Origin of the sequence: Acinetobacter sp. PFS20, from assembly GCF_052261015.1 — a bacterium.
GTDB lineage: Bacteria > Pseudomonadota > Gammaproteobacteria > Pseudomonadales > Moraxellaceae > Acinetobacter.
Genome location: NZ_JBPVZE010000001.1, coordinates 2,110,107 through 2,135,078, shown reverse-complemented (window position 1 = coordinate 2,135,078; position 24,972 = coordinate 2,110,107). Strand labels below are relative to the sequence as shown.

General features: G+C 39.7%; 20 protein-coding genes and 1 pseudogene. 12 read left to right on the top strand and 9 right to left on the bottom strand.

Going from position 1 to position 24,972, the window contains the following annotated elements; all coding sequences use genetic code 11:
- Positions 1 to 11: 11 nt before the first annotated feature.
- Positions 12 to 971: a LysR family transcriptional regulator gene (locus ACS125_RS10005; RefSeq protein ID WP_004702719.1), complete on the bottom strand. Its 960-nt coding sequence runs from the start codon at positions 969 to 971 to the stop codon at positions 12 to 14.
- A 44-nt stretch (positions 972 to 1,015) separates the two neighbouring features.
- A pseudogene (locus ACS125_RS10000) lies at positions 1,016 to 1,146 on the bottom strand (hypothetical protein).
- Between the two features lie 106 nt (positions 1,147 to 1,252).
- Between ACS125_RS10000 and benA the strand changes: the two are divergent.
- The 7 genes from benA (at position 1,253) to ACS125_RS09965 (ending at position 9,423) form a co-directional block, all read left to right on the top strand.
- The gene (gene benA, locus ACS125_RS09995) at positions 1,253 to 2,635 is read left to right on the top strand and encodes a benzoate 1,2-dioxygenase large subunit (RefSeq protein ID WP_004793610.1); all 1,383 of its coding nucleotides are present in this window, start codon (positions 1,253 to 1,255) and stop codon (positions 2,633 to 2,635) included.
- Positions 2,632 to 3,132: a benzoate 1,2-dioxygenase small subunit gene (gene benB, locus ACS125_RS09990; RefSeq protein ID WP_443271853.1), complete on the top strand. Its 501-nt coding sequence runs from the start codon at positions 2,632 to 2,634 to the stop codon at positions 3,130 to 3,132. Before benA ends, benB begins: the two co-directional genes overlap by 4 nt.
- A gap of 72 nt (positions 3,133 to 3,204) precedes the next feature.
- On the top strand, positions 3,205 to 4,221 hold the full coding sequence (benC, locus tag ACS125_RS09985; RefSeq protein ID WP_443271851.1) for a benzoate 1,2-dioxygenase electron transfer component BenC: 1,017 nt from the start codon (positions 3,205 to 3,207) through the stop codon (positions 4,219 to 4,221).
- A gap of 21 nt (positions 4,222 to 4,242) precedes the next feature.
- Positions 4,243 to 5,028, top strand: a complete 786-nt coding sequence (locus ACS125_RS09980) for a 1,6-dihydroxycyclohexa-2,4-diene-1-carboxylate dehydrogenase (protein ID WP_151963574.1) — start codon at positions 4,243 to 4,245, stop codon at positions 5,026 to 5,028.
- Positions 5,029 to 5,085: 57 nt separating this feature from the next.
- A complete protein-coding gene (gene benE, locus ACS125_RS09975) occupies positions 5,086 to 6,279 on the top strand; it encodes a benzoate/H(+) symporter BenE (protein WP_039757484.1) in 1,194 nt (397 codons plus the stop codon).
- A 478-nt stretch (positions 6,280 to 6,757) separates the two neighbouring features.
- Positions 6,758 to 8,116, top strand: coding sequence for an aromatic acid/H+ symport family MFS transporter (locus ACS125_RS09970; RefSeq protein WP_443271849.1), 1,359 nt, complete (start codon positions 6,758 to 6,760; stop codon positions 8,114 to 8,116).
- 44 nt (positions 8,117 to 8,160) lie between these two features.
- Complete coding sequence (locus ACS125_RS09965) at positions 8,161 to 9,423, top strand: OprD family outer membrane porin (protein WP_443271847.1); 1,263 nt, start codon at positions 8,161 to 8,163, stop codon at positions 9,421 to 9,423.
- 104 nt (positions 9,424 to 9,527) lie between these two features.
- Here the strand turns inward: ACS125_RS09965 and ACS125_RS09960 are convergent, their stop codons facing one another.
- Together ACS125_RS09960 and hrpA are read right to left on the bottom strand one after the other, a co-directional pair.
- Positions 9,528 to 10,634: a beta-ketoacyl-ACP synthase III gene (locus tag ACS125_RS09960; protein ID WP_130625617.1), complete on the bottom strand. Its 1,107-nt coding sequence runs from the start codon at positions 10,632 to 10,634 to the stop codon at positions 9,528 to 9,530.
- 95 nt (positions 10,635 to 10,729) lie between these two features.
- Entirely contained in the window at positions 10,730 to 14,587 is a 3,858-nt protein-coding gene (gene hrpA / locus ACS125_RS09955) for an ATP-dependent RNA helicase HrpA (RefSeq protein WP_443271844.1), read from the bottom strand.
- A 352-nt stretch (positions 14,588 to 14,939) separates the two neighbouring features.
- On the opposite strand from hrpA, the gene ahpC reads away from it, so the two are divergent.
- Together ahpC and ACS125_RS09945 are read left to right on the top strand one after the other, a co-directional pair.
- Positions 14,940 to 15,503 (top strand): alkyl hydroperoxide reductase subunit C, encoded by a 564-nt coding sequence (gene ahpC, locus ACS125_RS09950; RefSeq protein ID WP_003652649.1) that lies wholly within the window; start codon positions 14,940 to 14,942, stop codon positions 15,501 to 15,503.
- Between the two features lie 253 nt (positions 15,504 to 15,756).
- A complete protein-coding gene (locus ACS125_RS09945; RefSeq protein WP_174732373.1) occupies positions 15,757 to 15,966 on the top strand; it encodes a KTSC domain-containing protein in 210 nt (69 codons plus the stop codon).
- A gap of 50 nt (positions 15,967 to 16,016) precedes the next feature.
- On the opposite strand, the gene ACS125_RS09940 is transcribed toward ACS125_RS09945, so the two are convergent.
- The gene (locus ACS125_RS09940) at positions 16,017 to 17,210 is read right to left on the bottom strand and encodes an alkane 1-monooxygenase (protein WP_238612460.1); all 1,194 of its coding nucleotides are present in this window, start codon (positions 17,208 to 17,210) and stop codon (positions 16,017 to 16,019) included.
- 120 nt (positions 17,211 to 17,330) lie between these two features.
- On the opposite strand from ACS125_RS09940, the gene ACS125_RS09935 reads away from it, so the two are divergent.
- Positions 17,331 to 18,380 carry a helix-turn-helix domain-containing protein gene (locus ACS125_RS09935; protein ID WP_443271841.1) on the top strand — a complete coding sequence of 350 codons (1,050 nt, stop codon included), beginning with the start codon at positions 17,331 to 17,333 and terminating at the stop codon, positions 18,378 to 18,380.
- Here the strand turns inward: ACS125_RS09935 and ACS125_RS09930 are convergent.
- Positions 18,357 to 18,944 carry an O-methyltransferase gene (locus ACS125_RS09930; RefSeq protein ID WP_443271839.1) on the bottom strand — a complete coding sequence of 196 codons (588 nt, stop codon included), beginning with the start codon at positions 18,942 to 18,944 and terminating at the stop codon, positions 18,357 to 18,359. The genes ACS125_RS09935 and ACS125_RS09930 overlap by 24 nt on opposite strands.
- Before the next feature lie 45 nt (positions 18,945 to 18,989).
- Positions 18,990 to 19,208 (bottom strand): DUF1653 domain-containing protein, encoded by a 219-nt coding sequence (locus ACS125_RS09925; protein WP_004793632.1) that lies wholly within the window; start codon positions 19,206 to 19,208, stop codon positions 18,990 to 18,992.
- 256 nt (positions 19,209 to 19,464) lie between these two features.
- Between ACS125_RS09925 and ahpF the strand changes: the two genes are divergently transcribed.
- Both ahpF and ACS125_RS09915 read left to right on the top strand, forming a co-directional pair.
- Positions 19,465 to 21,030: an alkyl hydroperoxide reductase subunit F gene (gene ahpF / locus ACS125_RS09920; RefSeq protein ID WP_443271837.1), complete on the top strand. Its 1,566-nt coding sequence runs from the start codon at positions 19,465 to 19,467 to the stop codon at positions 21,028 to 21,030.
- 171 nt (positions 21,031 to 21,201) lie between these two features.
- Positions 21,202 to 21,546: a hypothetical protein gene (locus tag ACS125_RS09915; RefSeq protein WP_004793635.1), complete on the top strand. Its 345-nt coding sequence runs from the start codon at positions 21,202 to 21,204 to the stop codon at positions 21,544 to 21,546.
- Between the two features lie 59 nt (positions 21,547 to 21,605).
- On the opposite strand, the gene ACS125_RS09910 is transcribed toward ACS125_RS09915, so the two are convergent.
- Positions 21,606 to 22,217: a glutathione binding-like protein gene (locus ACS125_RS09910; protein ID WP_133974516.1), complete on the bottom strand. Its 612-nt coding sequence runs from the start codon at positions 22,215 to 22,217 to the stop codon at positions 21,606 to 21,608.
- Between the two features lie 207 nt (positions 22,218 to 22,424).
- Positions 22,425 to 24,863, bottom strand: a complete 2,439-nt coding sequence (locus tag ACS125_RS09905) for an ExeM/NucH family extracellular endonuclease (RefSeq protein WP_443271834.1) — start codon at positions 24,861 to 24,863, stop codon at positions 22,425 to 22,427.
- Positions 24,864 to 24,972 lie beyond the last annotated feature (109 nt).

Sequence of the window (24,972 nt, the reverse complement as noted above, 5' to 3'; positions counted from 1 at the left end):
CCCTGCTTTATTTAAAAGTCGATACCGTCTGAATCATCTATCGGATTCTGATCGAGTGTAAAAACGGTACGTTTATATGGAATACCCTCTAAATCGTAAACCTGATAAATACAATCGAACAAAAGCTGTAAGTCTTCACTTCGATCCATTGCGCGAGCAGTAATAAAAATCGGACTGACTGCGCCGTTATCTAAAATCGGAATGTAGTTTAAATGAGGAAAGCGAATGGTATCAGCACTGGCAGGAATAATACACAAACCTTCACCCGCAGCCACCAAGCCCAAAGCCAGCTGAATTTCCCGTATTTCATGCATATTTTTTGGAACCAAACTGTGCTCGGCAAAAATATTTAAAAGCTGGGTCGAAAAATTAGGTTTCGGCGAAGTGGGATACATAAACATCTTTTCATCAATGAGATCGGCCAGATATACCCCTTCTGTACGCTGAGCAATCGGATGACTCGTATGCGCAGCAACCACCAAGCGTTCTTTACGTAGCAAAATACGTCTCACCGCAGGATCACTAATTCTTAAACGTCCAAACCCAACATCAATACGTCCTTCTTTTAATGCCTGTAGTTGCTCGGTCGTACTTAACTCCATCAATTGAATATTCAAATGAGGCTGCTGTTGCCGAAATAAATAGATGATCCGCGGCAGTAAACCATAGAGTAAAGACCCGACAAAACCAATCGTCACACTTCGTTCAATCAGACCAATACGTTTGGTCATACTTTTTATTTCTTCAGCATTCGACAAAAGTTTAAGGGCGTGCTGATAAAAGAAATGTCCGGCTGGTGTTGTCTGTAAAGGACGGCTTCCGCGCTCAAACAGTTGAATTCCAAGCTCACTTTCCAAATTTTGAATCTGTCGACTCAAAGGTGGTTGAGCAATAAATAGTTTTTCCGCGGCTTTTGTAAAGCTCTGCTCTTCAACAACAGCCACAAAATACCGTAAATGTCTTAGTTCCATAAGGCTTCCATACCTTTAAGATATAAAAAAATGCAAATTCAGTCTTAGACACAGTTTAACCATTCTTTTAAGGTATATACAAGCAACAAACCGATGAAGTGATGAATGGCTTTGTGAAAAAAGCCCTCTTGCCAATCTTCAAGCTATTCATCTTCATCAATTCACGGTTAAACACCCAGCGCACTCACGCGCTTCATTGACAATATTAGGATATCAAGACCTTGTAGATCGTAGCTAAGGCCTTGGTGACTTCCACACTTTTGGAAAGTCGGAGAACGGACATGCCACGTATTCCTGTAATCAATACTAGCCATCTTGACCGTATTGATGAATTACTTGTAGATAATATCGATACAGGTGAATTTAAACTTCATCGCTCAGTGTTTACTGACGAAGCCCTATTTGACCTCGAAATGAAATATATCTTCGAAGGTAATTGGGTTTACTTAGCACACGAAAGCCAAATTCCAAATAATAATGACTACTACACCACTCACATTGGTCGTCAGCCGGTCATTATTGCCCGCAACCGTAACGGCGAACTCAATGCCATGATCAATGCGTGTTCACACCGCGGAGCACAACTTTGCCGTCACAAGCGTGGTAACAAAGCAACATATACCTGCCCTTTCCACGGCTGGACATTTAACAACTCAGGTAAACTTCTAAAAGTTAAAGATCCAAGTGAAGCTGGTTACTCTGACTGTTTTAACCAAGAAGGCTCACACGACCTTAAAAAAGTGGCTCGTTTTGAGAGCTACAAAGGTTTCTTATTTGGTAGCTTGAATCCAGACGTTCCTTCACTTGAGGAATTCTTGGGTGAAACTACCAAAATCATCGACATGATTGTTGACCAGTCTGAACATGGTTTGGAAGTTTTACGTGGTTCATCTACCTATACATACGAAGGTAACTGGAAACTCACCGCTGAAAATGGTGCCGATGGTTATCACGTTTCTGCTGTGCACTGGAACTATGCTGCAACAACTCAACACCGTAAAGAAACTCAAGCTGCCGATAACATCCGTGCGATGAGTGCAGGTTCTTGGGGCAAACAAGGCGGTGGTTCATATGGCTTTGAAAATGGCCACATGTTGCTTTGGACACAATGGGCAAACCCCGAAGACCGTCCAAACTTCCCGAAAGCAGACGAATACACCGAAAAATACGGTGAAGCGATGTCGAAATGGATGATTGAGCGTTCACGTAACCTGTGTCTCTATCCAAACGTTTATTTGATGGATCAGTTCGGTTCGCAAATTCGTGTACTTCGCCCACTTTCTGTCAATAGAACCGAAGTTACCATTTACTGTATCGCACCTAAAGGTGAAGCACCTGAAGCTCGTGCACGTCGTATTCGTCAATATGAAGATTTCTTTAATGCTTCAGGCATGGCAACACCAGACGATTTAGAAGAATTCCGTGCTTGTCAGGCAGGCTACGCCGGTATTGCCCTTGAATGGAATGACATGTGCCGTGGTTCAAAACATTGGATTTATGGACCAGACGATGCAGCGAATGAAATCGGTTTAAAACCAATGTTAAGTGGTATCAAAACTGAAGATGAAGGTCTTTATCTTGCCCAACATCAATATTGGTTACACACCATGAAACACGCGATTGCATCAGAGAAAGAAATTGCTGATCAGGGAGAAACAGCATGAGCACTCAAGACAAAGCAACTTTAGAAAATATTGCTCAGTTTCTCTATCGTGAAGCTCGTTTTTTAGATGATGAACAATGGGAAGATTGGATTGAATGCTATGCACCCGAAGCTTCTTTCTGGATGCCAGCTTGGGACGACGACGATAGATTAACTGAAGATCCGCAATCTGAAATTTCACTTATTTATTATCCAGACCGTCAAGGTTTAGAAGACCGCGTGTTCCGTATTAAAACCGAGCGCTCATCTGCAACCATGCCAGACACACGCACAAGCCACAATATTGCCAACATTGAAGTCGTAGAGCGCGACGGAGACAAAGTCACTGTTCGCTTTAACTGGAATACCTTGAGTTTCCGTTACAAGACAAATTACAGCTATTTCGGTATGTCACGTTATGTGATCGATTTTTCAGGTGATCAACCAAAAATCTTGAGCAAGTATGTCGTTTTGAAAAATGACTACATCAATCAGGTTATTGATATTTACCACCTTTAAGACATACCCCCCTCAGTTAAACGGATGGTTGGCTGAGGGCAAAAGTTTCAAATATTTTGTAGGATACATGCCATGTCAAACCACAATGTTGCACTTCAATTTGAAGATGGTGTTACACGTTTTATTAACGTAGCTCAGGGCGAAACCTTATCTGACGCAGCCTATCGCCAAAAAATTAATATTCCTTTGGATTGCCGTGATGGAGCATGTGGAACTTGCCGCGCATTTTGCGAGTCCGGTAGTTATGACATGCCAGAAGAAACCTATATTGAAGATGCGTTAACCCCTGAAGAAGCTGAGCAAGGCTATATTCTTGCTTGCCAATGTCGCCCAACTTCAGACGCCGTATTTCAGATTCAAGCCTCGTCAGATGTTTGCAAAACTGCAATTCATAGCTTCCAAGGCACATTAGCCCGCGTTGAAAACTTATCAGATTCAACCATCACATTTGATATCCAACTTGATGAAGGTCAACCGGATATTCATTTCCTTGCAGGTCAATATGTGAATGTTGCAATTCCTGAAACTGGCGAAACACGTTCATATTCATTTAGCTCAAAACCGGGCAATCGCTTAACGGGCTTTGTGGTCCGTAACGTGCCGAACGGCAAAATGAGTGAGTTTTTAAGTAAGAATGCCCAAGCTGGCGACAAAATGACGTTTACTGGTCCATTCGGTAGCTTCTATTTACGTAATGTAGCTCGCCCAGTGCTGATGCTCGCAGGCGGTACCGGCATTGCCCCATTTATGTCGATGTTACAAGTGCTTGAAGAAAAAGGTTCAGAACAGCCTGTTCGTTTAGTCTTTGGTGTCACCAATGACTTTGATTTGGTTGCTCTAGAAAAACTTAATGAATTGCAGGCGAAATTCCCGTGGTTCGAATACCGAACTGTGGTTGCAAGTCCTGAAAGTCAGCATGAACGCAAAGGCTATGTCACTGGTCATATTGAAAGTGAATGGTTAAACGATGGCGATGTCGATATTTATCTATGTGGACCGGTGCCAATGGTAGAAGCTGTTCGTGGCTGGTTAGAAACTGAAAATATCAAACCTGCTAGTTTCTTGTTTGAAAAATTCTCTGCAAACTAACTCAAGGTGGAGAAGCTATCTATGTCAAACCGTCAAAGATTTACTAATAAAGTCGTGATTGTTACGGGTAGTGCTCAAGGCATTGGTCGTGGCGTAGCTTTACAAATCGCAGCTGAAGGCGGACAAGTCATCATGGCTGACCGCTCTGAATATGTTGATGAAGTTCTTAAAGAAATTCAGAGTGCAGGCGGTGATGCTGTTACGATTAATGCTGACCTTGAAACCTATACAGGTGCGCAAGCGGTTGTTGCAAAAGCCATTGAACACTATGGTCGGGTAGATATCCTGATTAATAACGTAGGTGGCGCAATCTGGATGAAACCTTTTGAAGAGTTTTCTGAAGAAGAGATCATTAAGGAAGTGAATCGCTCGTTATTTCCAACGTTATGGTGTTGCCGCGCTGTGTTACCTGCCATGATTAAGCAACAATCGGGGGTTATTGTAAATGTATCTTCAATTGCAACCCGTGGTATTAATCGTATTCCCTATTCTGCATCTAAGGGCGGTGTAAATGCTCTAACAGCATCGCTTGCTTTTGAACATGCTAAAGACGGAATTCGAGTCAATGCCGTTGCGACTGGCGGAACCGAAGCACCACCTCGAAAAGTGCCACGAAATGCCAATCCGTTAAGTCAAAATGAAAAAGACTGGATGCAGCAAGTGGTTGATCAAACCATAGATCGAACATTTATGGGCCGTTATGGCACAATTCAAGAACAAGTCAATGCAATTTTATTTCTTGCATCAGACGAAGCATCATATATGACTGGCTCGGTTATTTCAGTTGGAGGTGGAGATCAGGGTTAACCCTGATCTTTTTACATGATTGGGTAAATAATATGATTTGCATGGAGGCAATCACACATGGCAACCCTGTTAAAGACATTAAAAAATGACTGGTCTATATCAGCAACAGTTGCTGGCTTTCTTGCAGTTTTAATTTCCTACTCGGGCCCACTGATTATTTTTTTCCAAGCTGCTCAGCGCGCCCATGTGTCCACCGATATGATGGTGTCATGGATTTGGGGAATTTCAATTGGTGCTGCCGTTTCAGGTATTTATCTTTCAATTAAATATAAAACACCTGTCATAACCGCATGGTCTGCACCAGGCACTGCCCTATTAGTTACCCTATTTCCCAATGTCTCGTTGAATGAAGCGGTAGCCGCCTATATTACTTCTGCCATCGTTATTTTTTTAATTGGCGTTACAGGTTACTTCGACAAGTTACTGAAGTGGATTCCGCAAGATGTCGCTGCGGGCATGATGGCTGGTATTCTTTTTCAATTTGGTATTGGCCTCTTTACCGCGTCTGATAGCATGCCTTTTATTGTCTTTAGCATGCTCATTGTCTTTCTAATTGCCAAACGTTTAATGCCACGTTACACCATGATTTGGGTGTTAGCTGCCGGAGTTTTATTAAGCCTCATTTTAGGCAAAATGAATCCGGTTGACGTAAGTTTTAGTTTAGCCATTCCGCAGTGGATTAGCCCAGAATGGACATGGAATTCAACGCTCAACCTCGCTGTTCCTCTCATTTTAGTCAGCCTAACCGGCCAATTTTTACCGGGTATGGCGATTATGAAACTCAGCGGTTACGACACCCCAGCCAAACCCATTATTACTGTCACCAGTATTGCCTCTTTAGCTGTTGCTTGCGTCGGCGGTATTACGATTGTGCTTGCCTCAATTACCGCTGCTTTATGTATGGGCAAAGATGCACATGAACTTAAAGAAAAACGCTATATCGCAGGAATTGCCAACGGAATTTTTTATATTTTAGGAGGCTTATTTGCTGGCAGTATTGTCATGCTATTTAGCTTACTTCCTAAAGAGTTGGTTGCAGCACTAGCAGGTTTAGCCTTGCTTGGAGCAATTGCCACCAATATTTCTGTTGCCATGAAAAATGACAATCAACGTGATGCCGCACTTATTACCTTTTTAGCGACAGCATCAGGCATGCATTTCCTTGGATTAAGCTCAGTTTTTTGGGGTATTTGTATTGGTGTAATCGCCCATTTCATTCTTACACCACGCTCAACTCCAGCCACAAATTAAGTTTTTTATCTAAGCGCCCTCACTAAAATCAAACCTCAATCGCCAAATCAAAATACAAATAATTTGCTAAGTCTGATTTGGCATTTTTTATTGAATATAAATTAAATTTCATTTTTAAGATCAATTTCTAAAATAATTAAATAATAGACTTTAGTATTTTGTTTTTATATTTTTTACTTCAACTCATAATATAAATTTAGCTATATTTTTAGCTGTGATTCTCATCAATAAAATCTATAAAAAAATATCTATAAAATCCTTAAAATTCTCATAATACAATATTTAACCCTATTTTAAAGATATAACAAAGACAGTTAAAAAAATAAATATAAATATATATTTTTCAAATAATTAAACCAATAAAAACACAATACCTTAAAGACATAAAGATATATCAATTAGGTTTTTGACTCTAATCCAATAACAAAATAGTTTATTAAAAAATAACGTGATGCTTCACAAATTGGAGGTGAAGAAAATGGATACGAGCAAGGTTAATATTAATGAGTTAATTGATAAAGCCAGTTTCACATCTTTTCATTGGAAAGTTTTAATCTGGTGCTTACTTATTATTATTTTTGATGGATATGATTTAGTTATTTACGGGGTTGCTCTTCCTCTGTTAATGCAACAATGGTCATTAACTGCGGTAGAAGCTGGTTTACTCGCCAGTGCTGCTCTATTCGGCATGATGTTTGGTGCCATGATTTTCGGCACGCTTTCAGACAAATTAGGGCGTAAAAAAACCATCCTGATTTGTGTCACCTTATTTAGTGGATTTACCTTTATTGGTGCCTTTGCCAAAGGACCAACTGAGTTCGCTATTTTACGCTTTATTGCAGGTCTTGGAATTGGTGGCGTTATGCCAAACGTCGTTGCGCTTATGACCGAATACGCACCCAAAAAAATCCGCAGTACATTAGTTGCAATTATGTTTAGTGGCTACGCAATTGGTGGCATGACATCTGCTCTACTCGGCGCATGGCTCGTTAAAGATATGGGCTGGCAAATCATGTTTTTAATTGCGGGTATTCCCCTGTTATTGCTCCCACTCATTTGGAAATTTTTGCCAGAGTCTCTCACCTTTTTAGTGAAATCGAACCATAGCGAGCAGGCAAAAAGTATTGTGAGTAAAATTGCGCCTCAAACTCAGGTAAACGCCAATACACAACTGGTATTAAACGAAATCACAACAACAGATGCTCCTGTCCGTGCACTTTTCCAGCAAGGTCGTACCTTCAGCACATTTATGTTCTGGATTGCTTTCTTCATGTGCTTACTCATGGTGTATGCCTTAGGAAGCTGGTTACCTAAACTCATGCTGCAAGCGGGCTACTCATTAGGTGCAAGCATGTTATTCCTCTTCGCGCTCAATATTGGCGGCATGGTCGGAGCAATTGGTGGCGGTGCTTTAGCGGACAGATTCCATTTGAAACCTGTTATTACCATTATGTTTATTGTGGGTTCAGCAGCTTTAATTCTACTGGGCATTAATAGTCCACAATTTATTTTATATAGCCTGATTGCGATTGCTGGTGCTGCCACAATTGGCTCACAAATCTTACTCTACACTTTTGTTGCGCAGTTCTATCCAACAGCACTTCGTTCAACTGGCATGGGCTGGGCATCTGGAATTGGCCGTATCGGCGCAATTATTGGACCAGTTTTAACAGGAGCCCTACTTACACTTGAGCTTCCTCACCAAATGAATTTCTTAGCGATTGCAATTCCGGGTGTGATTGCTGCACTTGCAATATTTATGGTCAATCTAAAAGCCTCTGTTGCCGCACAAACGCCATCAACTTTTAACCATCAAAACACACTTACCCAGCAGTAAATATAAATGCGCCGAGGACTGGCGCATCTTTTTGGAAATGGATTATGGAATTATTACACCGCTTTAAACCATGTAATTTAGCAATAGCAACATTATTAGGTTTTTTGACTAGCTCAAGTTTATGGGCAGCAGATACGGCTCAACAAAGCGCAGATGAATGGAAGTTCACGCTAAAGAATGCTTATATCAACCGTAATTTTGATAATGATGCGCTCAAAGATACGGGCAGCTGGTCTCAAGCAGCATCATTATTTTATAAATCAAAAATGCATGACACTCCACTGCAAATTGCAGACAAGCCGATTACCATTGGTGCTGATGCTTCTGTTCAATATGCCGTGCGCTTGAGTTCAGACAAACATGTTGCTGACACAGTTTTGCCTTTTAATAAGGAAACACAATCTCAGGCATCGGACTTTTTAAAATACGGCGCCACTTTAAAACTGGGTTATGACAAAACACTTTTAAGTGTCGGTGAACTCTGGTTAGACCTGCCCGTAACAGCTGTGGATGCAAGCCGACAATTGCTTGCCTCTTATTGGGGAACCAATCTTAAGTCGCAACTTTCAGATCAGCTCTATGCTGAAATTGGTCGAGTTGAAAAAGTCTCGCCACGAAATGAAGAAGACTTTAAAAAGTTTTCATTTACGGCAAATGGAATCACTAAAGAATCTGATGGCTTAAATTATATTGACCTGCGCTATCAATTTACACCTTCACTCAAGGGCGAATATTACTTTGGTAATTTAGAAGACCTCTACAACAAGCACTATGTTGGACTTGAACATAATTGGAAACAACCTAACTTTGCTCTTACGTCTAAGTTTAAATATTTCAATGCAAAAGATGATGGCAATACTTTTGATATTGATGCACAAAATATTGGGGTGCTAGAAACTCTCAAAGTAAAAAATCATACCTTCGGTTTAGGATACCAACAAATTATGGGTGAGTCGGCTTATCCATTACCAGATGGTTTCTTACCAGAGACGTATTTCATTAACTGGAACGCAACAGGTTTCTTTAAAGAAGATGAAAAGTCTTACCATGTGATGTACGGCTATGACTTTAAAGATTACGTTCCGGGCTTAAATGCGATGGTGAAATACGTTTATGGAAATGACTTTAAAGCAGCCAATGGTGAGAAAAATCATGAAACAGAATCGAATGTGATTTTAAACTATGCATTTCAACAACCGCTCTTAAAAGGTTTTGCCCTGCAATACATTCGTATTGATTACAACGTAAAACACGGCAATGACTTTGGTGAAGACCGCTTGTTTGTAAACTACACCAAAAAGTTTTAATAACTTTTGATTTAATCTCAGCGGGCCAATGTTGGTTCGCTTTTTTTATATGATTTCGCTCATAAAAAAACGCTCTTACGAGCGTTTTTAATTAACTTTGCAACTTAAGCAACGTGCTTTTGTACAACGATCGAACCGACTGAATAACCAGCACCGAAAGATGAAATCACGCCATATTCGCCATCATCCACTTCGTGGCCTGTACGGTGTAGAGCAATAATCACACCTGCTGAAGAGGTATTGGCAAACTCATCTAGAATAATTGGAGCACGGCTTAGATCTGCCTCTTTACCAGCCACATATTTCAAGATTAGTTCATTCATATTGGCATTGGCTTGGTGTAACCAGAAGCGCTTAATATCGTTTGCAGTTAACTGCATTTTTTCCAACTGTGCATTAATGATTTTTGCTACGAGCGGACAAACATCTTTAAAGACTTTGCGGCCATCTTGACGGAATAACTTGTCGTCAACCACTGCATCTTCGCTACGGTTTAAGAAACCAAAGTTATTGCGAATATTGTTTGAAAATTGAGTAAATAAATGAATATCTAAGATTTCAAAACCAGTTTTAGTCGTGGTTTCTTCAATAATAGAAGCCGTTGCAACATCACCAAAAATGAAGTGACAATCACGGTTACGGTAGTCTAGGTGACCAGATGTAATCTCAACATTCACCAATAAAACACGGCGAGCACCAGAACGAATTGCATCAGCTGCTTGTTTCAAACCAAAAGTAGCAGCTGAACATGCAACGTTCATGTCATAGGCATACCCTTGAATACCGAGTGCCGACTGAATTTCAATCGCTACAGCTGGATAAGCACGCTGCATGTTTGAACATGCCAAAATTACAACATCGATATCTTCAGCAGTTACGCCTGCATTTTCCATTGCCTGTTTCGCAGCAATGACGCCCCACTCTGCTTGAAGTGAAAGTTCATCATTTGAACGTTCAGACAAACGAGGACGCAAACGATTTGGATCGAGAATACCTGATTTCTCAATCACGTAACGGCGCTTAATACCAGACGCTTTTTCAATAAATTCAGCACTAGAACCACGTAACTCTTCTAGCTCACCTGCTGCAATTTTCTCTGCATTCTCTTGGTTATATTGTTCCACATAAGCATTTAAACTGTCGGCCAGTTCTTCATTAGAAATGATTTCTATTGGGTGAAATAACCCAGTACCTGTGATACGAATGCCCATGTAAAACTCCTAAAAAAATGAATAGGGTCTGTTAATCTTTCATTTATAAATTGCGTTGTAGGCTAAACAACAACATAAACAGACCCCGATCTATCTTAACTGATTCCCAAACGATCCCATAACTTTTGCAGTCGAGTTGGCGAAATAGGCATCTTGGTTTTCATCGGTTGAGAAAATAAAGAAATGCGGAATTCTTCCAACATCAAATACAATTCTTTGATTTTTGAATCGTTTTTGAATTTAAATACCTTGTCCATCCATGGATCGACATCATCAATAGCGGCATGATCTCGCTGTAGATTATTTGGCAATCGATCTAAACGCAATAGCAGCGCTTTTAAATATCGTGGATATTCCTGCCAAAGATCGACGGGTTGGCAGTAAACAAAATTGCTAAGTGACATTAAATCGAGTTGATCTTCAATATCATCAACACTACGGCCAAATATGTCTCGGTCGAGTACTAATAACTGACGGCGAATTTGCTGCCATTGAATATAAATATCACTTAATTGCTCAAGTGCTTGCTGACCATGACTCAAAAATTGCTTTTTGACCTGCTCGAGCAGTTTGTTAAATTCATCTGCATTAATTGGCAAAGTTGTAATTGCCATCTGCAACGTTGCATAGACCAACATCTGCTCAAGCTTAGCTTTATCACCCAAAGGTGAATAAGCCAACGCGAGCGGTTTTGAAATCTGCTTTTTCAACTGACGAACCAAGTCGCCAAGCTGCATATGGACCAGACGAATAATCCCTTCACGATGCTGTTTAATGGCTTCGGCCTGATCATTAAAGGTTTGAATAACAACGCCTGAGTCATCTTTAGCTTCAATTTCAGCAAAAGCTTTTGTCGGGACCAAAGCCTGATATTGTTTCACAACAACACCCGTCACTTTATGTGAAGCCTCAAAAGTAAAATTCTCAGGGAAGTTTTTAAACTCACCTTTTTGCTGTTTAACTGGACGATGTGTTTCCACGCGGCAACGCGCTTTTAACTCAGGTAAATCACGACCTTTCGCAATCAACTTACCTTTTTCATCAATAACCTTAATGAAAGGCACCAAATATGGATCAATGCGTTCAAACGAGAAATCTTTGTCAGTAATTTGCTCACCACGTAAGGCAAAAGCTAAATAACTAAAGATATGTTCACGTAAATGTACAGCATCAATGCCTTGCATGAGCTTACGAGCCGTATCAGGAATAGGCACTACATTACGACGCTTGTCTTTAGGTAAAGCTTTAAGTAAAGCCTCAATTAAATCTTGTCGCCACCCCGGAATTCCCCATGACCAGATATTTTCATCAACCTGAGGCAATGCCTGTACAGGAATTTGAACAGTCGCACCATCTTCATCATGGCTCGGGTCAAAATGATATGTCGTTGCTAAACGTAGCTGCCCATTGTGTAGATGATCTGGGAATTGCTGCGTTGTTGGTCTGTCATTTAGCCAGAGTGAATCATCTTCAATAAATAAATAGCGCGGGTTATTTGCTTCTACTGTGGCACGCCAGTCTTCAAAACTACGACGGCTTGCGATTTCTTCAGGAATCTTAGAGGCATAAAACTGATAAATCGTTTCTTCATCGACCACTAAATCACGGCGACGCAATTTATCTTCAACTCGCTCCACTTCTTCAAGTTTAAGCAAGTTGTGTTTTAAAAATGGTGGGATCGTACCCAAATTACCAGTGGTTAATGCATCACGTAAGAAAATCTCATGAGCAGCAGGCTGGTCAACTTTTTCAAAATTAATTAAACGTTTTGGTTCAATAATTAAACCAAACAGCGAAATTTGCGCATATGCATTTACGATCCCAGCTTTCTTAGACCAATGCGGCTCAAAATAGTGATATTTTAATAAGTCACGCGCAGCAAGCAAAATCCATTCAGGGTCAATTTTGGCTAAAGTACGTAAGTACACTTGAGAGGTTTCGACCATCTCAAAAGCCATCACCCAAGAGGTATTGGTTTTGTGCAGCGTACTTGCTGGAAAAACTTTAGCCTTTTGCTGACGCACTGCCATAAAGGTATTACGTTCATCAGTTTTATTGGCAATAAAAGACAATAAACCCGTCAATAATGCACGATGCAAGTTTTCGTAGTTTGCAGGTTTTTCATTAAAGCTGAGTTTTAAACCTTCTGCTAACTCAACTAATTGCTGGTGTGTCTGCTTCCACTCACGTAAACGTAACCAACTTAAAAAATTCTGCTTAGCAAACTGACGTCGTTTATTTTCAGACATTCCAGCTTCACCTTTAGGATTTAAAGTATCCCAAAGCTTCAAATAAAACAGAAAATCCGAATCGGCTTCTTTGAACAAAGCATGCTTTTGGTCAGCCTGCATTTGTTTGTCTGCTGGACGCTCACGCGGATCCTGAACAGCTAAAGCACTCACCACAACCAAAATTTCTTTAAGTACACCAAAATGAGCACCGCCAACAATCATACGAGCGAGTCGTGGGTCAATCGGCATACGTGCCATCATTTGCCCGACTTTAGTCAGCTCATTTTTCTTTTCGTTAAGTGCACCTAACTCAATGAGCAACTTACGACCATCATTTACAAGTCGGAAATCTGGTGGCTCAATAAAATCAAAGTTTTCTAGCTCACCCAAACCTAAACTGTGCATTTGTAAAATAACAGACGCTAAGTTAGTACGTTTAATTTCAGGTTCGGTAAATTCAGGGCGACTTAAGAAGTCTTCTTCGCTATATAAACGAATACACACACCCGCAGCAATACGACCACAACGCCCTTTACGCTGATTGGCAGCAGCTTGAGAAATTGCTTCAATTGGTAAACGTTGCACACGTGAACGGTAGTTATAGCGAGAAATACGGGCAAAACCGCTATCAATCACATAACGAATATTTGGAACAGTCAGTGCAGTTTCGGCCACGTTGGTCGCAATAATAATACGACGACCTTTTCCACCCGGACTAAAAATCTTTTGTTGTTCAGAAACAGCTAAGCGCGCATACAGAGGTAAAATTTCGGTGTGTCTTGGCCCGTACTTTTGCAAGGTTTCCTGCAACTCACGAATTTCTTGTTCTGTACTTGAGAAAATTAAAATGTCGGCATGTTCGGGGTGACCTTTTGCTTCGGCATCAGCAAAACATTCTTCAACTGCCTGTACGACTGCTCGAGGTAAGTTTTCTTCGAAATCATCAAACTCATCGTCATCACTTCCGCCAATATTCATCTCTGAAATTGGACGATAAAGCACTTCAACCGGATAGCTACGACCTTCTACTTCAAAAACTGGTGCATCATTAAAGTAATTACTAAAACGATTTACATCTAAAGTTGCCGAAGTCACGATAACTTTTAGGTCTGGGCGTTTTGGCAGTAACTGCTTTAAATAACCCATAATAAAATCGATATTGAGTGAGCGTTCATGCGCTTCATCAATAATGATCGTGTCATATTTAGACAAGAAGCGGTCATTGCCTAACTCGGCAAGCAAAATACCATCGGTCATTAACCGTACAATTGAATCTTGCGAACCTTGTTCATTAAAACGAATTTTAAAACCAATCGATTCGCCAAGCTTTTCGCCGACTTCTTCTGCAATACGCTGAGAAACACTACGTGCAGCTAAACGACGAGGCTGGGTATGCCCAATCATACCGGTTAAGCCACGTCCCGCTAACATTGCAATCTGAGGAAGCTGTGTGGTTTTACCTGAACCCGTCTCACCTGCCACAATAATGACCTGATGCTTTTGAATCGCATCAATTAATCGGTCTGCATATTGAGAAACAGGTAAATCCTGATTCAGTTTAATTTTAGGTAGACGTTCAAAACGCTGTCTTACTTTGGCATTCGATTGTTCAAATAATTTTTCAATCTCTGCTGTATTGGCTTTTTTATCTTTACGCAAACGATTTAAACGGTAACGATCTCTCGCCATCACCCATTGATCTATATTTAAATCATTCTGCACAGACAAATTTTCCTGAAAATTCAACAATCCGCTATTTTACGCTTTAATGCTCTTCAGGTAAAACAGTTGGGTTTTTATATATTTTTAATTTTTTAAAATTTTACCCTTGAATTTTGACTCACTAGACTTCATGTTGTTATGCAAGTTTCTTTTACGATAACTGTCATTTGATTTACATGTTTTTGCAGTCAAATCGAATACAGTGTTTGGGGACTTAAAAATCGTAAATTTATCACTTATTCGATTTTCCGATTTTAGTCATGTAAAAATACTATTTCCCCAATAAAGAATTTTTATTTATTCTACATCTCGTAAACAAGTTTAAATATAAACCTCAATCATGGAGACAATGATGAGCTTGATTAATACTGAAGTTAAACCATTCCAAGCAACTGCTTACCACAACGGCCAATTTGTTGAAGTTAACGAAACTAACCTTAAAGGTAAGTGGTCTGTTGTATTCTTCTATCCAGCTGACTTCACTTTCGTTTGTCCAACTGAACTTGGTGACTTAGCTGACAACTACGCTGAATTCCAAAAACTTGGTGTTGAAATTTATGCTGTATCTACTGATACACACTTCACTCACAAAGCTTGGCACGACACTTCTGAAGAAATCAAAAAAATCCAATATCCATTAGTTGGTGACCCAACTTGGACTCTTTCTAAAAACTTCGACGTTCTTATTGAATCTGAAGGTTTAGCTGACCGTGGTACTTTCGTTATCGATCCAGAAGGTAAAATCCAAATCGTTGAACTCAACGCAGGTGGTATCGGCCGTGACGCTTCTGAACTTCTTCGTAAAGTAAAAGCTGCTCAATACGTACACGCTCACCCAGGTGAAGTTTGCCCAGCTAAATGGAAAGAAGGCGAAGCTACTCTTGCTCCATCTATCGACTTAGTTGGTAAAATCTAATTTTTTAGATTAGACCACTACGTCTGAAAACCACCCTTTTTAGGGTGGTTTTTTTATTGGTTATTTTTATAAATCTAAGCCCTACTTTCTACTCAAATTTTATAGCTAATTTTTTACAATTCTTATACTTATAAATTTATAGCAATATTCATTTATGAATTGTCAGCCTGCTTAACTTAGAGTACTGTCGAATTATGAAACAAAAGAGCTTTATATATGTATTAAAAGATCAAACAAAAGTAGGAGTAATTATATGGAAAAATCTGTTGTTGTAACCTCTTGGAAATACGATGTTTCTTCACGCTATTTAAAAATTTTCTATAGCAATGGCTCAGGTGAGCTCTACCATCCAGTTCCAGAGTTTATCTACAATAATTTGTTACGCACCACTGATAAAACTGCATTTGTTCACAAATATCTTGAGTTTGATCTGCATTTTAACAGACTCCGTATTTCTGCTTAATCATAAAAAATCAGCCCGCTGGGGCTGATCTGTTTTATATATTTTGGCTATTAAGCCGCGTCATTTTGCTCAATATATTTCTCTAGCATTTTTTCCTTCACATCAACATGCATATTGATTTTACTAAGGTCACCCTTATAGTGCTCGACAACGCGATCATCCATAATTTTTGACCACCAAGATGGAATAAATGCAGGCAAAATCATTGCACCATAACCTGCTGGTAATTGCGGCGCATCTTCAAAGTGACGTAAAGTCTGAAAGCTGCGAGTTGGATTGGCATGATGATCTGAATGGCGTTGTAATTGATACAAGAACAAATTAGTCACCACATTATTATTGTTCCAGCTGTGCTCTGGCAAAGTACGTTCATATTGGCCATTTTCTTTCTTTGCACGCTTTAAACCATAATGTTCAATGTAATTCACCGATTCAAATAAAGTTATTGCATACGCAGCTTGAGTAACTTGAAATGGAATCGAACGCGCACCAAATTTAGCAAACATGGCTGCATGGTACACAGCCGACATTGCCCAGCCATGAATCAGCTCATTTTCCTTACAGAAGAAAGGTAATTTCTTACGTTCTAAACGATTTTTTTCAATTTCAATCGCTGATTTAAAGCTGCCAATTACTGTACGCGGTAAAAACTTCCAAAAGGTTTCACCAAATTGTGAAGATGCTGGGTCTTCAGGTGTCGCAACTCGGCGGTGGTGTCCATAAGGGTGTTCAATTCGGAAATGGTTATACCCCGAAGGCGCTAAGGCTAAATGAGATAAATAATGTTCAAGCTGCCCATTTTTGTGGCTAAGTTCATGTGCCGTATTAATGGCAATCCCATTAACCATTCCCACCAAAGTTCCCAGTAAAACCTGATCAGCAAGAGATGTATTTTTACGACTGGCTAAATATGCCCCATAGATATTGGTCGCGTATTGCAAAGGAATAAAAAGTTTAACAATGCGAGCGTAATACGGATCCGCTTCTAAATCCGCGATTGCATCTAATGGCGGATTTTCCTTGTCTTCCCCAATCAGTTTATCTAATGCAGGAATAACACCATGAATAAATAATGGCCCAAATGAAGCGAAGAATTTTTTAGTTTTTTTAGGACCAAATTGATAGCCTGCTAGCCCACCCATTGCAATGGTCGGTACAGCCAAACCCAGTAGCCATAAATGACGTTTCTTATCCTTAAATGTTGTTGTCGCTTGCTCGACATCCAGTTGAGTATGCATATTCATTAGAGACTCCAATCAAACACAAAATGTTTTGCTTGAATTGATTGTGCTCGTTCATAGCCCCTCTATATTATCATTTTAAGACTTGCTATTATCATTTTAAGACTTTTCTGAGTTTTTCTTGTGCAGAAGCAACAGATTCCGGTTATCCCATCACGTTATTATTTACGACTGATTGAAATTTTAATCGGCACGCATCAATACGATAATGATTTATTGAGGGCATTCCAACAAGAACTGGCAAAAACAGAATTATTGTCGATTCAGCAAATTGAACAATTCATTGAGATGGGTTTAAGTCTGCCCAACACTCAAGACCTAGCCTTTGAACTGGGTAAAAATATAAAACTCAGTTCACATAGTCTGGTCGGTTATGCGCTAATGACCAGCCCTAATTTGGAACATGCACTTAGGCTGATTGCACAATATTTTAGACTGATTATGCCGAGTTTTAAGCTCAGCATTGGGTTTCCGACCAATCAGCAAAAGGTTGAATTATTATTTGAACCGATTTTGCAGATGAATAAGCAATGTTTGGCCTTTCATATTGAAGCGATTGCCGTGGCCTTTTACTACAGCTTGTTAGAATTGGCAGGTCAGCAATTACAACGCTACCAAGTGTATTTGAGCGTTCCGGAGCCGAGTTATCAAGAACGTTACATATCCTTAGTGAAAGCCAATTTCCACTTTAACTATACGTGGCTTTCAGGTATACGCGTGGTGATTGATCAGCAACAATTAGCACTGCCCTTGCCTTTAGCTGATGCACATAGTTTAAAAATAGTTGAACAACGCTGTCAGGAACAAATCCAGAAGATCTATCATCAAGGTGAAATTGTTGAATGGGTTAGCATGATGTTGCGGCAAGCCAATCAAGTCCCAACCCTAATGGAATGTGCAAGAGTATTAAATATTTCGACTAAAACTTTGCAACGCTATTTACAACAGCAAGGCGTCGAATTTCAAAATTTAAAGCAACAAATCAGCACTGAGCGCGCCATTGATTTATTAGAGAATTCTACTTTTACGATTACCCATATTGCCTATGAACTGGGCTACTCCAATCCTGCCAATTTCACTCGTGCATTTAATAAAGTACAGGGCTGTAGTCCACAAGCTTATCGGCAAGAATATCTCAAAAAAGCGAACCTACTTCAGAACCACCATACATAAACCAGCACCTACGGGTAAAATACTGCTCATAAAATTTTCATCTTTTTTAATTAAAGCTAAGAATGAACTGACCTCAGCTGCATGTGAAATAACATTATCAATAATCAGCACGCCACCTTTTGGCTTCATTAAACGTTTTAAATCGGGCCAATAATTTTCATAAGCAGGACGCTCAGCATCTAACAAAATAAAATCGAAAGTTTCCTGAGCTTCTTTTAAATAGTCGGCGGCATCTCCTACCCAAAAATCAACGACTTCATTTAATGCCAATTCTGTAACATGGCGCTTCGCCTCGGTACTACGATTGGCATCAATTTCAAGCGTGGTTACTTTTCCATGAGTGGCTTGTGCCGCCTCAGCAAGCCATAAAGTAGAATAACCTGTTGAAGTCCCAATTTCTAAAATTGATTTGGCTTGCTGCATTCGAATAAATTGCGACAGAAGTTTTGCAGACTCCGCCTCAATATTACGATAACGCAGCAAACGATCTGTCTGCTGTGCATCGTGTTGTTTAAAGGTGTCATATAAATCGGCAACTCTTTGTAAGAAAAAAGTATTTGGCATATATTCACCCTTTAAAATCGTTATTTTATATGAAAGCCGTTTGAGTTAAGTGCTTTGAATTAACTTAAAGCGCGGCACGATACTTCCATCAGCTATTTGAACCGTTTCAGTAAACATATCTAGCGGACGTACCCAAGTTGAATAGTCACCATAAAGACACTGATAAACGACTAATTCTTCTTCAGTCTCGCTGTGTTTTGCCACAGAAAAAACTTGATAGAGATTACCTTTATAATGCTGATAAATGCCGCGTTGCAATGACATGAAAGTACCTTTTAATGTTATGACATAAAATCTTTACAGCCATATAACATATATAAATTTTTAAATACTTTCACTTTAAAACGCTACAAAAGCTAAAAAAGTGGATTTTAAAGATAAATTCTTGATCTTATTTATGAATGTTTTCAATAATTCAAAAAACCGATCAAATATATAAAAACATACTGTTTTACCTATTTTGTGTTTTAACGTACTATGCATCTATTGAAAGAATTTGGATGCATTGGAGTAAAAACAGATGTTAGATCAAAACATTAAAACTCAATTAAAAGCTTATTTAGAACGTTTAGAAAGTCCAATCGAATTAGTGGCTGCTTTAGATGAATCAGATAAAGCTGCTCAAATTAAAGAACTGGTGAGTGAAATCGCTGAGCTTTCTGAGCAAGTCACTGCCCGTTTTGATGGCAACAATACACGTCATCCAAGCTTTGGTGTGGCTAAAGCAGGTGAACAGCCTCGTGTGTTCTTTGCTGGCTTACCGATGGGCCATGAGTTTACATCTTTGATCTTGGCACTGTTACAAGTCTCTGGCTATGCCCCTAAAGTGTCTGATGAAGTACTCAACCAGATTAAAGGTTTAAACCTCAAAGCAAACTTTGATGTGTTCGTATCATTAAGCTGTCATAACTGTCCTGATGTAGTACAGGCGCTTAACCTGATCGCAATTTATAACCCGAACACCACAGCTACCATGATTGATGGTTCATTCTTCCAAGACGAAGTGGAACAACGAAAAATCATGGCTGTACCGATGGTATTCCAAGACAACGAACACATTGGTCAAGGTCGTATGACCCTTGAAGAGATTGTAGCAAAACTTGACACCAACTCTGCTGAAAAAGATGCAGCAGCACTGAATGCCAAAAATGCTTTTGATGTATTGGTGATTGGTGGTGGTCCTGCGGGTGCAACGGCTGCAATCTATGCAGCACGTAAAGGTATTAACACCGGTATCGTGGCTGAACGCTTCGGTGGTCAGGTCATGGATACCATGGATATTGAAAACTTCACCTCTGTGCAAAAGACTCAAGGTCCTAAGTTTGTTGCCGAGATGGAAGCGCATGTTCGTGAATATGATGTTGATATCATGAACCTGCAACGCGTGAGCAAAATCACGGGTGCCAACCAAACTGAAAACGGTCTGGTTGAAGTTGAACTTGAAAACGGTGCAAAACTTGAATCAAAAACTGTGATCCTTTCAACAGGTGCACGTTGGAGAGAAATGAATGTACCGGGTGAGCAAGAATACCGTACCCGTGGTGTTGCGTACTGCCCACACTGTGATGGTCCATTATTCAAAGGCAAACGTGTTGCAGTGATTGGTGGCGGTAACTCAGGTGTTGAAGCTGCAATTGACCTTGCAGGGATTGTTGAGCATGTGACTTTGGTTGAGTTCGATACAAAACTTCGTGCGGATCAAGTGTTGCAAAACAAATTGCATAGCTTGCCAAACACAACTGTGATTATGAATGCGTTAAGTACAGAAGTACTGGGTGATGGCTCACAAGTGACTGGTCTTAAATATAAAGACCGTGCCACTGATGAAGAACATGTAGTAGAGCTTGCAGGGATCTTTGTACAGATTGGTTTATTGCCAAACACTGACTTCTTAAAAGACAGTGAAGTTGAGTTAACCAACCGTGGTGAGATCATTGTGAATGATCGCAACGAAACCAATGTCAAAGGTGTATTTGCTGCAGGTGACTGTACGACTGTACCTTACAAGCAAATCATTATTGCTACAGGTGAAGGTGCTAAAGCATCACTCTCTGCGTTTGATTACATCATCCGTTCTGGGCAATAAAATCAGTCAAATTATTATTGTTTAGTTCAAGCCTAGCATTACAAAATGCTAGGCTTTTTTAATATTGGAGTTACAACTCTTTAACAATTTTCGATCTTTATTAATCAGTTAGTTTATGTTTATATTTTAGACATCCATATTTGGATGCCATGAATTAGAAGGAAAAACACAATGAATAAATTACTTGTTGCTTTAGGTCTTGCTGCGACCGTTGCCCTTGTTGGATGTAATAAAGATAAAGCTCCAGAAACAGGTGCGACAACGGGTGAACACTTAGAAAATGCCGCTCAACAAGCAAGTGCTGATATTAAGTCTGCTGGTGATAAAGCTGCTAATGATATTGCAACTGCAACAGACAACGCTTCAAACAAAATTGATGCTGCTGCTGACCACGCTGCTGATGCAACCGCTGAAGCTGCTGCAAAAACTGAAGCAACTGCCCGTAAGGCAACTGCTGATACAGCTCAAGCTGTTGAAAATACCGCTGCTGAAGTGAAAAAAGATGCTCAACACTAATCTCTAAAAATAAAAAAGCCCCTGTTCATACAGGGGCTTTTTTTAAGCCTAAAAACCACTTATGAAATTAGACCTTCATCACGCATCGCGATTTGTACAGATTGACGTTCTGCAACTTTATTACGTAGCGCAATAATATGTTTATATGGTGTTAAGTCATGCTCAATTGAGTTTGACCAATTTGTTAAAACAAATAGATAAGCATCTGCTGGGCCAAAATTATCATTTACGAGATAATCATAATCAGATTCAGACAAATAGTTATCGATATATTTTAAAAGGCGATCAATTTCTGCATAAGCTTTAGTTTTTTCATCAGTTGTTAACGGCGCCCCAAAGAATACGGCATAAGCATCATGTAATTCAGAGTTCAAATATCCCAACCATTCCAATACTTTCGCACGACCCATCCCCGATGGAGGAATCAAATCTTGTTTAGGATCATGCTGAGCAAGGAACGGTAAAATCGCAACGTTTTCAGTTAACATTAAACCCGGATTAATTTCTAAAGCTGGTACATATCCTTTTGGATTAATCTCGTAATAATCTGCACCTTTTTCTGTTTTATGAGTTTTTAAATTTACCCGTTCTAAGTCAAAATCAACATTAATTTCATTTAAAATAATATGTGCAGCTAAAGAACATGCGCCTGGCGAATAATATAATTTCATATCTGATCCTTGTTATCTCATATTAACGTTTTAAATTGCTTCTAGAAAACCTGCAAGGTTTGCACAATTCTTTAATTGTAAAAAAGCGTAAACTTATAAAATACTTACACCATCTAATATTCTTCAAAAAGTCATTCCTTGCAAGTTGTCTTGCGTGACGATTGTTTAAAATATGATAAAACACATTTGCGTCACGCAATTTTTCCGTTAATTACGCTTAAAAAGTTGGCTAAGCCAATTCACTAATTCAGTTAAGAAATCAAAAATCCCATTTTTCTTATCATCGTCAGGATGAGTTGAGTCTTTTCCATTTAAATCTAGATCGACAATTACAGGGTCATGATCCGACGAACGATAAGCATCTTCACCATAGAACAATGCCTTTTGCTCATCCGTTTTATATTCTTCGTTGTAATCTAGAACCGTTGGCTCATCTGCATTGATATGCCATGCAAAAGTTCTGACCACTTTTGGATATAAAGCTGCATCAGCAATTGCATGATCTAAGTTACCTGCTCCACCATTACCGTTAGCATCACTTGCAACACCATACACATAGCTATATGCCTGAGTACCCTGACCGACCTTAGTGTCATTAAGTAAAACTTTATAGTTCGCTTTTTCAAATGCCAAAATAGGCTCTTCTTTTGCGTAACTATTCATATCCCCTACAAGTAAAGCATTTTGCTTTTGCACTTGAGTTGGATTTTTCGCGAGCCACTGCACAATTTGATCAACGGCTTTCACACGAGTTGGGTTCCAACAGCCTTGACCATCTTTTTGGTCTGCATCAGTAGAGCTAGCATCGACCCCACTACAGCTTTTCGATTTCAAGTGGTTTGGAATAACAGTAAACGTTTTATTACCACGAACTGCTTGGAAACTTTGCGCCAAAGTTGTTCGGTTCTTGTCGCCTAAATCAAGCACAACAGGTTTATTTAAAGGCTTAACACGCTTGCTGTTATAAATAATAGCAACCGCAATTGCGTCACCACCTAAACGGTCTAAGTTTTCAGGAACCACATATTTCCAATCGCTACCTAAAGCTTTGGTCAAATTGGCAATTGCACTGTTAGGCCCATAACCATTGTTCGAAATTTCCATTAAACCGTATACATCAGCATCAATCGCTTTTAATGCACTCACAATTTTACGATGCTGTTTATCAAACTCAGCTTGTGTTGTCGCACCACGCTCTGTTGGGAAACCCGTTGCGCCATTGTCATAGTTCAAAACGTTAAATGAAGCTACACGAATGTGATTAGCATTTTTGGTAAGGACGCTTTGACGCGGGTTTGTTTGAGTAATAACTTCAGGCTGATTACGTCCAAGCACAGGTTGTACACGCCAACCATTAAAACGATATTCTAAAATACCTTCAGCATTTTTAAGTTGATAACCCGAGCGTAACGTATTGGCAGCGCTAAAATTGCTTGGTAACCAAGGTGTACGGTTTTGATTGTTATAGCCATCATCAAAAATAATTTTCGATAATAAATTTTTCTGAGCTAGAGCTTTGGCTTCAGGAGATAATGCTGGATATAAATTGGTTGGAATATATAAGCGGCCTAAGCTTAGAGATAATTCACCATAACGACCATAATTGTAGTTCTCACTCACCGTTAAAGTCTGAGGTAATTTGACCAACATACCTTGATAACGCTGCGGAGAGTTGGCCGAGCCACCAGTTAAGCTGGCAAACGGAAGTTCAAGGCTAACCGGCTGAACCTGATTTGCCATATTGCTATTACAAGTTTGAATATCTTGTTGTAATTGGTCTATCTGTAGCTGGTTTTGATAAGACGTTAAACGGCCACGTAAAATAACTTCATCACCAACTTGCCCACCTTTTACCGCACTACTATTTGGAATATAAACAAAAATAGCATTGCTGACATTTGCACGTGCTTTTGTGTCTGGCGTCTGAACATAAAAACCAGAGAATCCATTGGCATAACGATAATCAGCCGTAATCACACCACGCACAGTATAAGTCTGGTCTTGAGTTGCTGCCGCCAAGTCAGCAATAGCTGTATCTGAGCTCGAACAACTTACTGTTTCAACAGGAGGCTGAGTTGTAGAACCTGATAAATTTGAAAAGTCATTTCGGTTTGTCCAAGCCGACCATGAATGGTCCAAATCAAATGCTGCGGTTGCATCAACATTTAAAGCTGGGTTCTCAGTTTCAATACGCTTAAAACTATTTCCCAAGCTTGAAACTGCCGTCCCCCATCCCGCTGCTGGACGCTCACCAATACGGCCAAAACGGTCTACAGGCGTACCTTTATAAACAAGTACAACCGCATCATCTCCATTAAAAGATAAAGCAGCCACCTGATTAACTTTACTTCCAAGCTCTGTTTGCAACTCTGAGCGGCCCACTAAAAACTTCTGTTTACTCGCGAGTGTGCCTTGTAAACGAAAAACCACTGTCTTCGCTGTTCCGCCATTATTAAATTGTTGGATCTCATAATCGGCTAAATTAACTGTAGCCCCATCTGGATTATAAATTTCCAAGCCTTTTTTATTGCTACTGCCGTCAACATATTGACTAAACATGAGCTGTGCTTGAGCAACTGAGCTATATGAAAATGCACCTAATGCACTTAAAAAGACCGAAAGTGTTCTTAATTGAAAAGTTTTCATGAGTAAAAGTGTTCATATGAGTTTTAATTAGTCTCTTAGAGTAAATATTGATCATGACATCTACATGAAGAAAAACACCGAAACATTTGACTTGATCCCATGAAGACTT

Coding starts and splice junctions, on each gene's coding strand:
- benC (WP_443271851.1), top strand. CDS start 3,205: ATGTCAAACCACAATGTTGCACTTCAATTTGAAGATGGTGTTACACGT.
- ACS125_RS09925 (WP_004793632.1), bottom strand. CDS start 19,208: ATGTCATTGCAACGCGGCATTTATCAGCATTATAAAGGTAATCTCTAT.
- ACS125_RS09915 (WP_004793635.1), top strand. CDS start 21,202: ATGAATAAATTACTTGTTGCTTTAGGTCTTGCTGCGACCGTTGCCCTT.
- ACS125_RS09970 (WP_443271849.1), top strand. CDS start 6,758: ATGGATACGAGCAAGGTTAATATTAATGAGTTAATTGATAAAGCCAGT.
- ACS125_RS09965 (WP_443271847.1), top strand. CDS start 8,161: ATGGAATTATTACACCGCTTTAAACCATGTAATTTAGCAATAGCAACA.
- ACS125_RS09930 (WP_443271839.1), bottom strand. CDS start 18,944: ATGCCAAATACTTTTTTCTTACAAAGAGTTGCCGATTTATATGACACC.
- ACS125_RS09910 (WP_133974516.1), bottom strand. CDS start 22,217: ATGAAATTATATTATTCGCCAGGCGCATGTTCTTTAGCTGCACATATT.
- ACS125_RS09940 (WP_238612460.1), bottom strand. CDS start 17,210: ATGAATATGCATACTCAACTGGATGTCGAGCAAGCGACAACAACATTT.
- benA (WP_004793610.1), top strand. CDS start 1,253: ATGCCACGTATTCCTGTAATCAATACTAGCCATCTTGACCGTATTGAT.
- ahpC (WP_003652649.1), top strand. CDS start 14,940: ATGAGCTTGATTAATACTGAAGTTAAACCATTCCAAGCAACTGCTTAC.
- ACS125_RS10005 (WP_004702719.1), bottom strand. CDS start 971: ATGGAACTAAGACATTTACGGTATTTTGTGGCTGTTGTTGAAGAGCAG.
- ACS125_RS09960 (WP_130625617.1), bottom strand. CDS start 10,634: ATGGGCATTCGTATCACAGGTACTGGGTTATTTCACCCAATAGAAATC.
- ACS125_RS09980 (WP_151963574.1), top strand. CDS start 4,243: ATGTCAAACCGTCAAAGATTTACTAATAAAGTCGTGATTGTTACGGGT.
- benB (WP_443271853.1), top strand. CDS start 2,632: ATGAGCACTCAAGACAAAGCAACTTTAGAAAATATTGCTCAGTTTCTC.
- ahpF (WP_443271837.1), top strand. CDS start 19,465: ATGTTAGATCAAAACATTAAAACTCAATTAAAAGCTTATTTAGAACGT.
- ACS125_RS09905 (WP_443271834.1), bottom strand. CDS start 24,863: ATGAAAACTTTTCAATTAAGAACACTTTCGGTCTTTTTAAGTGCATTA.
- benE (WP_039757484.1), top strand. CDS start 5,086: ATGGCAACCCTGTTAAAGACATTAAAAAATGACTGGTCTATATCAGCA.
- ACS125_RS09945 (WP_174732373.1), top strand. CDS start 15,757: ATGGAAAAATCTGTTGTTGTAACCTCTTGGAAATACGATGTTTCTTCA.